This is a genomic window from Agathobaculum ammoniilyticum (genome assembly GCF_025567315.1).
GTDB lineage: Bacteria > Bacillota > Clostridia > Oscillospirales > Butyricicoccaceae > Agathobaculum > Agathobaculum ammoniilyticum.
Genome location: NZ_JAOQJE010000004.1, coordinates 167908 through 181208 on the forward strand (window position 1 = coordinate 167908; position 13301 = coordinate 181208).

Genomic DNA, 13301 nt, shown 5'->3' on the forward strand with positions numbered 1-13301 from the left:
CATGCAAGACCTTGTAAACCTTGCCGCCTCGATGGATACTGGGTGGACGCTGGTCGGAGCCGCACTGGTGTTCTTCATGCAGGCGGGCTTCGCGATGGTGGAAACCGGCTTTACCCGGGCTAAGAACGCGGGCAACATCATCATGAAAAACCTGATGGACTTTTCACTCGGTACGCCGATCTTCTGGCTGGTCGGATTTGGCATCATGTTCGGTTCGATGAACGGCGTGTTCGGCGGCTTTGACCTTCTGGCGGACGGTGTGGTCGGCGAAGGCTACGACTGGACGACGCTGATCTTCCAGACCGTATTCTGTGCCACCGCCGCGACCATCGTGTCCGGCTCCATGGCCGAACGCACCAAGTTCTCGGCCTACTGCATCTATTCCATGGTCATATCGGCGGTGATCTACCCGATCTCCGGTCACTGGATCTGGGGCGGTGGCTGGCTCGCCGAGCTTGGCTTCCATGACTTCGCCGGTTCGACTGCGGTACACATGGTCGGCGGCGTAGCGGCGTTCGTGGGCGCGGCCATCCTCGGCCCGCGTATCGGCAAGTACACCAAGGACGGCAAGGCGCGCGCGATCCCCGGCCACTCGCTGACCCTAGGCGCGCTGGGCGTGTTTATTCTGTGGTTCTGCTGGTTCGGCTTCAACGGCGGCTCGACAGTCGCGCTGTCGAACGGCGCGGCTGAAACCGCGGCGCGCGTGTTCGTCACCACCAACATGGCGGCGGCGGTCGCGACAGTCACGGTTATGTGCGTGACCTGGGTGCGCTACAAGAAGCCGGACGTTTCCATGACGCTCAACGGCTCGCTGGCCGGCCTGGTAGCCATCACGGCGGGCTGCGACACGGTAACACCTTTCGGCGCAGCCATCATCGGCATCATTGCGGGCTTTGTGGTGGTGTTCGGCATTGAATTCATCGACCAGAAGCTCAAGGTGGACGATCCGGTTGGCGCGGTCGGTGTACACGGCCTGTGCGGCGCGACCGGCACGCTGATGGTCGGCCTGTTCGGCTACTACGCCTACGGTACGAACGACGTGGCGCCGGTCGGCCTGTTCTACGGCGGCGGCTGGCACGCGCTGGCCATCCAGGCGCTCGGCATGGCCGTGGTGATCGCGTGGGTCGCGGTCACGATGACCGTGGTGTTCCAGATCATCAAGCATACGGTCGGCCTGCGCGTCAGCGAGGCCGAAGAGATCATGGGCCTTGACAAGCCCGAGCACGGCCTGCCCTCCGCCTATGCGGACTTTATGCCGGTGGTTCCGTCCGTGCTGGGTACCAAGGCGGCGCAGGACGACACAGGGGAAGCGGCTGCGGCCGCGGCCGCGCCCGCTCAGGCGGTGCCGGTCACTAAGATTACATCCGAAGCGTCCAGCGGCGGACACAAGCTGAGCAAGGTGGTCATCCTTGCCAAGCAGTCCAAATTCGAGGTGCTGAAAAACGCGATGAACGAGATCGGCATTGCGGGCATGACCGTGACCAATGTGGTCGGTTGCGGCACGCAGAAAGGCGCGCCCGAGTACTACCGCGGCGCGGAGGTGGACGTGACGCTGCTGCCCAAGATCAAGATGGAGATCGTGGTATCCAAGGTGCCGGTCGAGACTGTGATCGAAACGGCCAAAAAGGTGCTGTACACCGGCCACATCGGCGACGGAAAGATATTTGTGTACGATGTGGAAAACGCGGTCAAGGTGCGCACGGGCGCGGAGGGCTACGACGCGCTGCAGTACGACGACTGATCGAGGGGAACAAGCCGGAACAGTGGGACAGGGCGGCTGCTCTGTCTCACTTTCTGCAGAAACCGGAGGCCAGATGAAAATTTATGCTTGCATTTTGTGGGGAAGGGTGTATACTGAAAGAGCAGAAAGCTTTCTGCAGGAAAACCGAATAAACAGATTTCTTCAGGGCAGGGTGCAATTCCCTACCGGCGGTACAGCCCGCGAGCGGACGCCTTTCCGGCGGAAGCATGACTCGGTGGAACTCCGAGGCCGACAGTATAGTCTGGATGAAAGAAGAAAGTGTGAAAGCAAAAGGGGGATGCCCCTTTGTTTGATTCGCTTGTTTACCGTCCTGAAACGTCGCGCGGCGTTTCAGGATTTTTTGTTTGGCGGCGCGCCATATATGTCCCGGAAGTCTGCGGCTTTCGGGACATTTTTTATTGGGAGATGATGCCGTTTGCAAGAGGAGCTTCTGATGCGCAGGGCGCTCGAGCTGGCGCGGCGCGGTGCGGGACGGGTCAGCCCGAATCCGATGGTGGGCTGTGTGATCGCCCGCGGCGGGCGCGTGATCGGCGAGGGATGGCATGAGACGTGCGGCGGGCCGCATGCGGAGCGAAATGCGCTGGCTGCCTGCACGGAGGACCCCGCGGGTGCGACGCTGTATGTCACGCTGGAGCCTTGCTGCCACTGGGGCCGCACGCCGCCCTGCACGGACGCGATTTTGGAGCGGGGTATCGCCCGCGTGGTGGTCGGATGCACGGACCCTAATCCGCTCGTCGACGGGAAAGGGGTGCGCCTGCTGCGCGAGGCGGGCGTGGAGGTCGAGACCGGCGTGCTGGAACAGGAGTGCTGGCGGCTGAATGAAGTGTTTTTCCACTTTATCCAGCACCGGACGCCGTTTGTCGTGTATAAATACGCGATGACGCTGGACGGCAAGACTGCGTCCGCTTCGGGCGACAGCCGTTGGGTGAGCGGGGAGGCCGCACGGTGCAGAGTGCATGAGGTGCGCGGGCAGCTTTCCGCAATCATGGTGGGCGTGGACACGGTGCTGGCGGACGATCCGCTGCTCACCTGCCGCATACCTGGCGGGCGTGATCCGCTGCGCATTGTGTGCGACAGTCGGGCGCGCACACCGCTGGACAGCCGCCTGATCCAAAGCGCGGGCGAGATACCGACCATAATCGCGGCAGTCGGCTGGAATGAGCGGGCTGCCGCGCTCAAAAAGGCGGGCGCGCAGATCCTGCTCTGCGGGGAGCGGGATGGACGGGTCGATCTGCGCGAGCTGATGCGGCAGCTCGGCGCGCGCGGCGTGGACAGTATCCTGCTGGAGGGCGGCACGACGCTGGCGTTCGCCGCGCTGGAAGCCGGCATCGTCCGCAAGGTGCAGGCGTATATCGCGCCCAAGCTGCTCGGCGGTAGCACGGCCAGGACGCCGGCCGGCGGGCAGGGGCTTGCTCGGATGGCAGATGCGTGGCGTCTGACCGGTCTGACCGCCGAGCCGGTTGGAGAGGACTTTTTGTTGGAGGGATACCTGCCATGTTCACAGGACTTGTAGAGGAGGTCGGGCGCGTCGAACGCATCGCGCACGGCGCGCGGGGCGCGCGGCTGATGATTGCGGCCGATGCCGTGCTCGCGGGGACACGGTGCGGCGACAGTATAGCGGTAAACGGCGTATGCCTGACGGCTGCGGAGCTGGATGGGCGGACGTTTACCGCGGACGTGATGGCAGAAACCCTGCGCCGCTCTGACTTGGGGGAGCTGCGCGCGGGCGCGCCGGTCAACCTGGAGCGCGCGATGCCCGCGGACGGGCGGTTAGGCGGACACATCGTGTCCGGACATATCGACGGCACGGGGACGGTCGCGTCGCTCCTCCGCGAGGATAACGCGGTCTGGCTGTCGGTCAAGACGCCCACGGCTCTGCTGCGGTACATTGTGGAAAAGGGCTCGATTGCGATCGACGGCGTCAGCCTGACGGTCGCGCAGGTGGACGGACAGGGCTTTGCCGTGTCCATCATACCGCATACCGGCGCACAGACCACCCTGCTCGGCAAGCGGCAGGGCGAACGGGTGAATCTGGAATGCGATGTGATCGGCAAGTATGTGGAAAAGCTGCTTGCCCCGCATACCGCCCGGCAGACGGACGTCACTATGGAATTTCTCAGCCAACACGGCTTTTAACAGAAAGAGGGAGGCGGAATCATGCAGCAAAACTTTGCAACCATCGAACAGGCGCTTGACGAGCTGCGCGCCGGCCGGCTGATCATGGCGATCGACGATCCGGACCGCGAGAACGAGGGCGACCTGATCTGCGCGGCGGAATTTGCGACCACGGAGAACGTTAACTTTATGGCGACCCATGCCAAAGGGCTGATCTGCACGCCGATGAGCGCGGAAATCGCGGCTCGGCTCGGCTTTGAGCAGATGGTCAAGGTCAATACAGACAATCACCATACCGCGTTTACCGTTTCGGTCGATCATGTGGATACGTCAACCGGCATCTCCGCCGAGGAGCGCGGACTGACCTGCCGCGCGTGTGCGGATACGGCCGCAGGGCCGGCGGACTTCCGGAGGCCGGGCCATGTGTTCCCGCTGACCGCGCGCCGGGGCGGCGTGCTGACCCGCAACGGACACACCGAGGCAACGGTCGACCTGTGCCGCATAGCGGGGCTGCAGGAGTGCGGCCTGTGCTGTGAAATCATGCGCGACGACGGCACCATGATGCGCACGACCGAACTGCTCGAAAAGGCGCGCGAGTGGGGTGTTGCGGTCATTGCCATCCGCGACCTGCAGGATTACTGCCGCAGGCATGACAAGCATGTGGTTCGCGAGGCCAGCGCCAAGCTGCCGACACGCTTTGGGGAATTCCAGATCTACGGCTATGTCAACGACCTGACCGGCGAGCACCATGTCGCGCTCGTCAAAGGGAAGATCGGGGACGGGAAGAACCTGCTCTGCCGTGTCCATTCGGAATGCCTGACCGGCGACGTGTTCGGTTCGCGGCGGTGCGACTGCGGGCAGCAGCTCGCGGCCGCCATGCAGCAGATCGAAAAGGAGGGCCGTGGCGTGCTGCTCTATATGCGGCAGGAGGGCCGCGGCATCGGCCTGATTAACAAGCTCAAGGCCTATGAGCTGCAGGAGGTGGGCTGGGATACGGTAGAGGCCAACGTTAAGCTCGGCTTTGCGCCCGACCTCCGCGAATACTGGATCGGCGCACAGATCCTGCAAGATCTCGGCGCGCGGGAGCTGCGCCTGCTGACCAACAATCCGGAAAAGATCTACGGACTGGACGGGTTCGGCGTGGAGATCGTTGAGCGCGTGCCGATTGAGATCGCGCCGCAGGAGGACGACGCGTTTTACCTGCACACCAAAAAGATCAAGATGGGGCATCTGTTCCAGAAAACCATATAAAACAGGAGGGAAACCGAAATGAATGTACTGGAAGGCAAGCTTGTCGCGGGGAAAGGGAAATTTGCAATCGTCGCGGCTCGGTTCAATGAGTTCATTGTCTCCAAGCTGATTGCGGGCGCGGAGGATACGCTGGTGCGGCATGGCGTGGATACGGATGATATCACGCTCGCCTGGGTGCCGGGCGCATTTGAGATACCGCTCGCGGCGCAAAAGCTCGCGCAGAGCGAGCAGTACTGCGCGGTCATCTGTCTGGGCGCTGTCATACGCGGTTCGACTACGCACTATGATTATGTGTGCAACGAGGTTTCCAAGGGTATTGCGCAGGTGGGCCTGCAGACCGGCGTACCCGTGCTGTTCGGCGTGGTTACGACCGAGAACCTTGAGCAGGCCATCGAGCGTGCGGGTACCAAAGCGGGCAACAAGGGTGCGGACGCGGCTCTGGCGGCGCTGGAGCTTGTGGATCTGCTTCCGCAGCTGCGCTGACCCGCAGACAAAGAAAAGACCATCCGTTTCGGATGGTCTTTTCTTTACACGTTTGCAGGACTGAGCAGCAGAGGCTGGAGTTGGCGCCCCTGCAGCGCAGCCTGGACGGTATCCGGAATACGCTCCATGTCCGCCACAAGCGAGCGGGGCTTGGCGTCGGGCGCATCCTGGCGGAAGGGGACAAAGTAATAATAGCGGCGGTTGAGCAGCGCGCCGATATTGGCTGCGCTGCCGGAAAGCCCGTCGTTGGTGGATACCGCGAGCACAACCGGCTTGTCGCCGCGCAGATGGCTTTTAACCGCCATGACGACCGGCGTGTCGGTTACGCTGTGCGCGAGCTTGGCAAGCGTGTTGCCCGTGCAGGGCGCCACGACCAGTACGTCGAACAGGCCTTTGGGGCCGATCGGCTCCGCGGCCTGGATGGTATCGATCGGCTGGCGGCCGGTCAGGGCAAAGAGCTTGCCGCGCCACATGGCGGCGTCGCCGAAGCGGGTGTCGAGCTGGGCGGCGTGGAAGGACAGGATCGGCGTGACCTCGCAGCCCTGCCGCACAAGCGTCTGGATGACATCCATCACGCGCGCAAAGGTGCAGAACGAGCCGGTCAGGGCAAAGCCAATGCGGATCGGAGCGGTCATAATATGGATTCCTCCTGCAAAATGGTGAGTACCGTATCGTGGATGGCGCGCGCCGCGGACAGCGGTGCGACCCGTCCCGGGAGGGAGAGCGCGTGCAGCAGCCGGCAGCCGGCCGGCAGCTTCGCGTCCGCGGAGATGCCGCCGGGCAGGGAAGCCAGATCGATGACCAGGCAGCCGGTGGAAAGGCTGGACAGCTCCGCAGCGCCGAGCACCGGCGCGGGGACAGTGTTGAAAATGAGCTGGAACGCACTGAGCCGTCCGGCAAGGCTGCGGGTGTCGAGCGCGCGCATGCCATCGGCCTCGATCCTGGCGAAATCCCGCGGGGAACGGGCGGAAACCGTGACGGCGGCATCCAGCGCGTGCAGCTTATGGGCGAGCAGCGCGCCGATACGCCCATATCCGATGACCAGGCAGGACGCGCCCTGCAGGGTATGCTCGGTCTGTTCCATAGCGAGCTGTAGGGCGCCTTCGCAGGTAGGTACATCGTTAGCGGTATAGGCTCCCGCAGGAATACCGGGGGGATACGGCGGCATATGCTGGCAGGGAGGAGGGAAACGGTATGCGGATGGAGGAAAAGGAGCGGGAGAACCTGTGCAGGGCGGTCAAGACGGGTCTGCTGAAGAAGCTGCGTGAAGCGGGACAGATCAACGAGGCACAGTTGGACCGCGCGCTGGATAAGCTGCGCGCAGGCGAACGGTGACCGGCGCAAAGCTTCGGGTCGCCGCGTACTGCCGCGTATCGACATCGCAGGACGACCAGAGGAACTCCCTGGAAAACCAGCGCCGCTATTTCGCGGAGTATATCGGCAGCCAGCCGGACTGGGAGCTGGCGCGGGTGTATGCGGACGAGGGACTGTCCGGCACCGCCGCGCGCAACCGGCCGGCCTTTCAGCAGATGCTGTCCGCCGCGGAGGAGGGGGAGATCGACCTGATCCTGACCAAGGAGGTGTCCCGCTTCGCCCGCAACACGGTGGATGCGCTGGCCTGCACGCGGCGGCTCCGGCGGTACGGGGTGGGCGTGGTATTCATCAATGACGGGATCGATACTCGTCAGAACGACGGCGAGTTCCGCCTGACGATTATGGCGAGCGTGGCGCAGGAGGAAAGCCGCAAGACCTCGGAGCGGGTCAAATGGGGGCAAAGGCGCTCCATGGAGAACGGCGTGGTGTTCGGGTGCAACAATATCTACGGCTTTTCCCTGCTCCACGGCAGGCTGACGGTGAAGGAGGACGAGGCGGAGGTGATCCGGCTGGTATACCGCAAATTTCTGAACGAGGGGAAAGGAACCTTTGTGATCGCGCGGGAGCTGTCTGAGTCGGGCGTCGAGCCGCCCCGCGCCAAAGGGAAGCCGTGGTCCTCCACGATGGTGCTGCGTCTGCTGCGGAATGAAAAATACTGTGGCGACCTGCTGCAGAAAAAGTCGTATACGCCGGATTTCCTGGATCACAAAAAACAGGTCAATCGGGGGGAGGAGGAGCAGATATACCTGCGCGATCACCACGAGCCGATCGTCCCACGCGCAGTTTTCGAGCAGGCGCAGCAGGAGCTTGCGCGCCGCGCACCGGCCGGCGCGCAGGGACGGCGCTGCGTCCGCCGGTACTGGTGCTCGGGAAAGCTCATTTGCGCGGCCTGCGGCCGCCGCTTCGTTCCGCGCCGGCGGCGGCGCGCGGGAGGTGAGGTATACCGGTATTGGGTGTGCGCCGCACGGGGAAGGCACGGCCCGCGGCATACCGATGGACGGGAGACCCCTGACGGCTGCGATATGCGGATGATGCCTCACCAGGCGCTTTGCACCTGCATGGACGTGGTGGTGGAACGGCTGGGGCTGGACGTCGGCCGGCTGATCCGCGAGACGGCCGAATTGGTGGAACAGGCGGAGGACGGCGGCGTGCCTGTGGCGTTGGAGCGCCTGCGGGAGCGCAGGCAGCGCGTGCTACAGCGGCGGGGGGACGCGCTGGACGCATGGCTGGGACACAGCATCACAAAAGAGGAGCTGGACAGCTTGCGCGCGCGTTATGACGCTGCGCTCGCGCGTCTGGACGGGCAGGAGCGGACGTTGGAGGCACAGTGGCAGGCGGCGCGCACAGGGGATGGCCGGACGGCTCTTCGGGCGTTCCTGGAAACCGAGGCGCTCCGGTGTGAAGCGGTGTACGGCGAGCTTTTGGAGCAGATGCGCATTGGGGAGGGGGGAGTTCTGGTGCGGCTGCGTGGACTGGCGGTGACGTTCCGGCTGCAATATGCGCCGCCCAGGCGCGGAGCTGGCCTGCGGCCGGAGGACATACGCTGCACGCTGCTACCGGATACCTAATGCAAAAAATAAGAGCGGGTTTCCGCCTTGCGGAAACCCGCTCTTTCTGTCCGCGCCGCCCTGCCGCAGACGGAAGTCAGGGGATAGTTTTGTCGATTTGTGTCGATATTTTGAGAAAAATAAATCTTTTTGGCACTTGAACCAATGGAAGAGATATGTAAAAATATAGAACAGAGAAATATAAGGCCGAAAAACAGGAAAGTGGCCATAGGAGAAGATCAAAGATGGCGGATGAAAAACAAAAGCTCCGCGTTTTGCTGGCCTGTGCGGACAGCGAGCTTTCCCGATATGTCGCGCGCCGTTTGCCGGAGAACGGGAAGATCGAGCTAGCCGGATGGACCGAGGATGGGGCGCGGGCGCTGGAACTGTATCGCGATACGCGGCCCGGGCTGGTTGTGCTGGATACCGATCTGTTCCATGTGGATGGGCTGACGGTGGCTTCCCGCATTCGGGAGCAGGGCGGGAAAGAGACGATTCTTCTGCTCAGCGCGTTCCAAGGGGCACAGGTGCTTGCCGAATGCAACGTGCTGTCCATCGATTATATGATGCGCAAGCCGCTGAAGGAGGACGCGCTGTACGACCATATCCGGCTGTGGGCGGCAGGCATGGAGGAACGGGAAAAGGAATTATCCGAGGAAACCCGCTTCCGGAAGCAGGTGGACCAGGTGTTTAAGGCTTTTGACCTGCGCACCGATTCCAAGGGCTACGCCTATACGGTCGACGCGGTCTGCGCCTGCCGGCGGAAGAACAGCGGCCTGACCAAGGAGATCTATCCGGCGATCGCGCGCAAACGCGACACAACGCCGGCAAATGTGGAGCGGGACATCCGGTATACGGTCAAAAAGATCTGGAAAGACTGCGAGGCGTCCGTGCTGGAACGGTATTTTGGCGAGATGGCGGTCAGGATGCGGGGCAGAATCAGCAACGGACGCTTTATCAAGGCGATCCTGGACTATCTGAGCCGACAGGACGAAGAGGGGTAACGCAAAAACAGGTCGTTTCGGACGCGCCTTTGCTTAACTTCCGGCGGCCGCTGTGGTATACTATACCTGCAGCGGGCCTGCTGCGCATTTTTCAGTTAAGGTGGGGGCGTAAATGTCTGGAACGGAACAACAGGGAAAGCAGGGGGGATTGGAACGGGGGCAGTCCTGGGGGGAGCAGCTCAGGCGGCTGCTGTTGATTGTGGCGGCGTCCGTGGTGATGGCGGTCAACATTAAAAGCTTTGTGGACGCGGGCGGCCTGTTTCCCGGCGGCTTCAATGGGCTGACGCTGCTCATCCAGCGCAGCGCGCAGCAGTTTGCCGGTGTTTCCCTGCCGTTTACCGCAATCAACCTGCTCCTCAACGTGGTTCCGGCAGTGGTCAGCTTCCGGCTGATCGGGAAGCGCTTTACGCTGTATTCCTGCCTGATGATCGCGTTGACGAGCGTGCTGACCGACCTGATCCCTTCCATGCCGTTGACCAACGATGTGCTGCTGGTCTGTATTTTCGGCGGCATTGTTAACGGCTTGGCGATCAGCCTGTGCCTGTTGGGGCGCGCGACCAGCGGGGGGACGGACTTCATCTCCGTGGCGCTGAGCGAGCGGCTCGGCGTGGACGCGTGGAATTACATCTTTTTTGCCAACTGCGGGATGCTGGCCGTGGCCGGCCTGCTGTTCGGCTGGGATAAGGCGCTGTATTCGATCATTTTCCAGTTTGCCTCCACGCAGGTTGTGCATATGCTCGACCCGCGCTTTAAGCGGACCACGCTGTTCATCATTTCCAATCGGGCGCAGGAGGTATACGAACAGATCAAGGATACGACGCATCACGGGGCGACGCTGTTCCACGGAACCGGCCTGTATAACGGCGAGGAGCGGGATATGCTGTATTCGGTCATCGCGGGCGATCAGGTCAAGCAGATCACCCGCGTCGTGCGCGATATCGACCCCCATGCGTTTATCAATATCCTGAAAACCGACCAAGTGGCGGGCAATTTTTACCGCCGGCCGCACGATTAAAACGGAAGGGCAGCCCCGGGCGCAGCGATGCGCTTGGGGCTGCTTTACTGTTCGCGGCGGCGAACCGGCCTATAACCAAAGGAAACAGGTACCGCGTTGCGTATCGCAAGCTCGTCGCGGGATAAGTAGTCCAGAAGGCGCAGGTCGTTCTGCACGGCGCGGGCGTGTACCCAGAACGGGACCGAGCCGGCAAGGGCAAGCGTACCCGCCGGAATCGCGTCCAGGATATCCGCGAGCGGGTGCGGGGCGTTGGAGAGCGGGGCGTTGAGTTGAGCGTCGCCATGCTGGATGGGAAGCGGCAGGATCACCGCCTGTACGTCCGCAAAGCCGGCGCGGGGGTCGCTGACAGCGGCGCAGCCCTCGACGGGGCGCCGTTCAAGCGCATAGGTGCGCACCGTGTGGCCGTCGGCGCGCAGCAGGGAGGCCAGATAAGCCTGCCGTACGTCGCCGCCGACGACCGCAAGGGTCGCCGATTGATTCATAAGAAAAACCTCCTTCAGGGCAGTCTATGCCAGCGGGGGAGGCGTTGTTATCCCGTGCGGGGCAGGAAAAACGGCCTGTCCCGTGGGATAGGCCGCAGCGCTTATTCCGGTTTTCTGTCGCCGCCAAAGAAAAAGGCGGTCAGCACGCCAGGGCCGGTGTGCGAGCCGATGACCGTGCCGATGTAGCGGATGTCCGAGCGGACGCCGTGCGCGTCGAGCAGCGCGGCAAGTTGGCGGGCGTCTTCCAGACAGTCGCCGTGGCAGATGCGCACAACCTGGTTCCGGTCGGTCATCTCGCGCAGCGTCCGTTCCGCGAGGTAGGAAATAGATTTCTGCCGGCCGCGGATCTTGCAGCCGACGTCGAGTTTACCCGCATTGTCAACCCAGATGACCGGCTTGATGCCAAGCAGCCCGCCAACCACGGCCGAGGTCTTGCTCAGCCGCCCGCCGCGGTGCAGGTGGCCCAGGTCGTTGACCGTGATCAGATGGATCACATGCAGCCGCATCTGCTCCACCGCGGCGGCAGTCACCTCGATGGTGCATCCGCTGTCGCGCATTTCACGGGCTTTATCGACCAGCAGGTATTCGCCGCCGGTCGCGGAGAGGGAGTCGATGCAGATGATTTTGCGCGCGGGGAAAAGCGGGGCAAGCTCGTCGCGTGCCATGCAGCCCGCGTGGAACGTACCCGAAAGGCCGGAGGAAAAGCCGATGTACAGCACGTCCTGCCCGGCTTCCAACGCGGTGCGGAAAAGGGTTAGAAACGTTTCCAGCTTTGCCTGAGAGGTGACGGGCAGTTTCCCCTCCCGCAGCAGGTCGTAAAACTGGTGGAATGAAACGGTCTGCCCACAGTCCTCCTCAATGGTGCGCCCGTCAATCGTAAATGCGAGCGGCGCGCAGCCAATGTCGTTCTGTGAAAAGTAGGCGGCGGTCTCATCGATGGTCGAATCGGTGATAAGAGCGAATGGATACATAGCAGAACTCCTTGCTTTGCGGCCGGATCAGCCGTTGATTTCAAAGGGGGTGTCGCACGCGCCGGTTAGCGAGCGGGCGGGACCGTCGGAGACGACCTCGTAGGTATTTTCGCAGCCAACCAGACCGACCCCCTCCAGGGCGATCTTTGGCTCGACCGCGAACGTCATGCCGGCGCGGATCGGCTCGTCGAAGCCCCTGGCGAGGACGGGCGATTCGTCCATAGTCAGGCCGATCGAGTGTCCGAAGAACCTGCAGCCGCTCATAAAGCCCGCGCGGAACGCGGGGTCAACGCAGGCGCACAGCTTGCCATATACCTCGGATGGCACCGAACCGGGGCGCAGCATGGCGGCAGCCTCGTTCTCGAGGAATACACATTGTTCGCGCGCGGCACGGATCAGCTTGCTCTGTGGATGCTTGGAGAGGGAACCGTAGAAAAACACAATGCTTTTATCCGTATGGTAGCCCCGATAGCCGTTCGGTATGTCAAGCAGCACAATATCGCCCTCGCGCAGGCGCCGCTCGGAGGAGCCGATGGATTTCATGGCGATACAGGTGCCGGCCGTACCGGTGGGGCTGTCCAGACCGCAGCCGGCCAGACTGTTTTCACTGAAGCTGGCTACGCCGAGCACATCGTCTGCAATCGCCTGGTTGAAGCGGGAAATACCCATCGAACCTCGCTCGAGCAGAACCGTGCTGACCTCGCTGCACAGCCGCGCCTCGCTAATGCCATCCCGCAGCAGGACGGGGGCGATCTCCTCCAGCGCGAAGCGGTGCAGGGCGCCGGACTGGCGCATGCAGTCCAGCTCATAGGCGCTTTTGACGGCCCGCAGGCCTGCGAGGACGCCGTCCACTGGCTGCGGCTGCGTAAAGGGTAAATATTTCTGCAACATAGAAAGTTTTTGCAGCGTCATGGTGCGCGCGGCGACATAGACACGGTCGGGGATGGCGGGGAACGCCTCCGCAACCGTGCGGAAGCTGCTCAGCGGACGGATATCCGCAAAAGCGGATTCGCGTTTGGCACATTCGAATGAACGGCGGACGAACAGCACCGCTTGGTCGGGCGTGACGATGAGCGCGCCATCCTGCATGGTGCCGGTGAAGTAATAAAGATCGATCTTGTTGTCCAGAATGGTCATGGACCACGCGGGATCGTGCTGTGCCAATGCTGCGCGCAGTCGGGAAAGGCGGGCGTTCAGCTCGCCGGCAGGCACGGGGGTATGTGGCATTTGTGTTCCTTCCTTTGCTTATGTTGGTTCTGGGGTGATGCGGGCCAGCGGCATGCCTTACGGCGGCGAA

General features: G+C 62.7%; 14 protein-coding genes and 1 riboswitch. Of the genes, 9 read left to right on the forward strand and 5 right to left on the reverse strand.

The annotated features are described in order from the left end of the window. Nucleotide 1: 1 nt before the first annotated feature. The 5 genes from OCV66_RS06245 to ribH all read left to right on the forward strand — a co-directional run bounded on the left by OCV66_RS06245 (nt 2) and on the right by ribH (nt 5611). Entirely contained in the window at nt 2–1741 is a 1740-nt protein-coding gene (locus OCV66_RS06245) for an ammonium transporter (RefSeq protein WP_147573964.1), read from the forward strand. Between the two features lie 154 nt (nt 1742–1895). After that, nucleotides 1896–2023: riboswitch (FMN riboswitch) on the forward strand. Nucleotides 2024–2177: 154 nt separating this feature from the next. Further along, a complete protein-coding gene (gene ribD / locus OCV66_RS06250) occupies nt 2178–3275 on the forward strand; it encodes a bifunctional diaminohydroxyphosphoribosylaminopyrimidine deaminase/5-amino-6-(5-phosphoribosylamino)uracil reductase RibD (RefSeq protein ID WP_390126114.1) in 1098 nt (365 codons plus the stop codon). Then, the gene (locus tag OCV66_RS06255; RefSeq protein WP_054326854.1) at nt 3257–3898 is read left to right on the forward strand and encodes a riboflavin synthase; all 642 of its coding nucleotides are present in this window, start codon (nt 3257–3259) and stop codon (nt 3896–3898) included. Before ribD ends, OCV66_RS06255 begins: the two co-directional genes overlap by 19 nt. A 21-nt stretch (nt 3899–3919) precedes the next feature. Beyond that, complete coding sequence (locus OCV66_RS06260; protein ID WP_054326855.1) at nt 3920–5128, forward strand: bifunctional 3,4-dihydroxy-2-butanone-4-phosphate synthase/GTP cyclohydrolase II; 1209 nt, start codon at nt 3920–3922, stop codon at nt 5126–5128. 18 nt (nt 5129–5146) lie between these two features. After that, nucleotides 5147–5611, forward strand: coding sequence for a 6,7-dimethyl-8-ribityllumazine synthase (ribH, locus tag OCV66_RS06265; RefSeq protein WP_054326856.1), 465 nt, complete (start codon nt 5147–5149; stop codon nt 5609–5611). A 44-nt stretch (nt 5612–5655) separates the two neighbouring features. Here the strand turns inward: ribH and OCV66_RS06270 are convergent, their stop codons facing one another. After that, the gene (locus OCV66_RS06270) at nt 5656–6246 is read right to left on the reverse strand and encodes a dipicolinate synthase subunit B (protein WP_054326906.1); all 591 of its coding nucleotides are present in this window, start codon (nt 6244–6246) and stop codon (nt 5656–5658) included. Then, entirely contained in the window at nt 6243–6695 is a 453-nt protein-coding gene (locus tag OCV66_RS06275; RefSeq protein WP_243182375.1) for an NAD(P)-dependent oxidoreductase, read from the reverse strand. The genes OCV66_RS06270 and OCV66_RS06275 overlap by 4 nt, the downstream gene beginning before the upstream one ends. 110 nt (nt 6696–6805) lie before the next feature. Here OCV66_RS06275 and OCV66_RS06280 point away from each other — a divergent pair, with 110 nt between their 5' ends. From OCV66_RS06280 to OCV66_RS06295, 4 genes are all read left to right on the forward strand, one after another. Further along, on the forward strand, nt 6806–6946 hold the full coding sequence (locus tag OCV66_RS06280) for a hypothetical protein (protein ID WP_153802380.1): 141 nt from the start codon (nt 6806–6808) through the stop codon (nt 6944–6946). Next, complete coding sequence (locus tag OCV66_RS06285; protein WP_082396958.1) at nt 6943–8553, forward strand: recombinase family protein; 1611 nt, start codon at nt 6943–6945, stop codon at nt 8551–8553. Before OCV66_RS06280 ends, OCV66_RS06285 begins: the two co-directional genes overlap by 4 nt. Nucleotides 8554–8777: 224 nt before the next feature. Further along, entirely contained in the window at nt 8778–9536 is a 759-nt protein-coding gene (locus OCV66_RS06290) for a sporulation initiation factor Spo0A C-terminal domain-containing protein (RefSeq protein ID WP_054326857.1), read from the forward strand. 112 nt (nt 9537–9648) lie between these two features. After that, on the forward strand, nt 9649–10551 hold the full coding sequence (locus OCV66_RS06295) for a YitT family protein (RefSeq protein WP_147573966.1): 903 nt from the start codon (nt 9649–9651) through the stop codon (nt 10549–10551). Nucleotides 10552–10595: 44 nt separating this feature from the next. On the opposite strand, the gene OCV66_RS06300 is transcribed toward OCV66_RS06295, so the two are convergent. The 3 genes from OCV66_RS06300 to OCV66_RS06310 all read right to left on the reverse strand — a co-directional run bounded on the left by OCV66_RS06300 (nt 10596) and on the right by OCV66_RS06310 (nt 13231). Beyond that, nucleotides 10596–11033, reverse strand: a complete 438-nt coding sequence (locus tag OCV66_RS06300; protein WP_107630846.1) for a dipicolinate synthase subunit A N-terminal domain-containing protein — start codon at nt 11031–11033, stop codon at nt 10596–10598. Nucleotides 11034–11134: 101 nt separating this feature from the next. Further along, nucleotides 11135–12004 (reverse strand): DegV family protein, encoded by an 870-nt coding sequence (locus tag OCV66_RS06305; protein ID WP_147573967.1) that lies wholly within the window; start codon nt 12002–12004, stop codon nt 11135–11137. A 27-nt stretch (nt 12005–12031) separates the two neighbouring features. Next, the gene (locus OCV66_RS06310; RefSeq protein WP_054326859.1) at nt 12032–13231 is read right to left on the reverse strand and encodes a M24 family metallopeptidase; all 1200 of its coding nucleotides are present in this window, start codon (nt 13229–13231) and stop codon (nt 12032–12034) included. Nucleotides 13232–13301: the final 70 nt, after the last annotated feature.

Excerpts from the sequence above, each read along its gene's own strand:
- OCV66_RS06290 (WP_054326857.1), top strand. The coding sequence starts at position 8,778 with ATGGCGGATGAAAAACAAAAGCTCCGCGTTTTGCTGGCCTGTGCGGAC.
- OCV66_RS06295 (WP_147573966.1), top strand. The coding sequence starts at position 9,649 with ATGTCTGGAACGGAACAACAGGGAAAGCAGGGGGGATTGGAACGGGGG.
- OCV66_RS06300 (WP_107630846.1), bottom strand. The coding sequence starts at position 11,033 with ATGAATCAATCGGCGACCCTTGCGGTCGTCGGCGGCGACGTACGGCAG.
- ribH (WP_054326856.1), top strand. The coding sequence starts at position 5,147 with ATGAATGTACTGGAAGGCAAGCTTGTCGCGGGGAAAGGGAAATTTGCA.
- OCV66_RS06280 (WP_153802380.1), top strand. The coding sequence starts at position 6,806 with ATGCGGATGGAGGAAAAGGAGCGGGAGAACCTGTGCAGGGCGGTCAAG.
- OCV66_RS06305 (WP_147573967.1), bottom strand. The coding sequence starts at position 12,004 with ATGTATCCATTCGCTCTTATCACCGATTCGACCATCGATGAGACCGCC.
- OCV66_RS06270 (WP_054326906.1), bottom strand. The coding sequence starts at position 6,246 with ATGACCGCTCCGATCCGCATTGGCTTTGCCCTGACCGGCTCGTTCTGC.
- OCV66_RS06260 (WP_054326855.1), top strand. The coding sequence starts at position 3,920 with ATGCAGCAAAACTTTGCAACCATCGAACAGGCGCTTGACGAGCTGCGC.
- OCV66_RS06310 (WP_054326859.1), bottom strand. The coding sequence starts at position 13,231 with ATGCCACATACCCCCGTGCCTGCCGGCGAGCTGAACGCCCGCCTTTCC.
- OCV66_RS06275 (WP_243182375.1), bottom strand. The coding sequence starts at position 6,695 with ATGGAACAGACCGAGCATACCCTGCAGGGCGCGTCCTGCCTGGTCATC.
- OCV66_RS06255 (WP_054326854.1), top strand. The coding sequence starts at position 3,257 with ATGTTCACAGGACTTGTAGAGGAGGTCGGGCGCGTCGAACGCATCGCG.
- OCV66_RS06245 (WP_147573964.1), top strand. The coding sequence starts at position 2 with ATGCAAGACCTTGTAAACCTTGCCGCCTCGATGGATACTGGGTGGACG.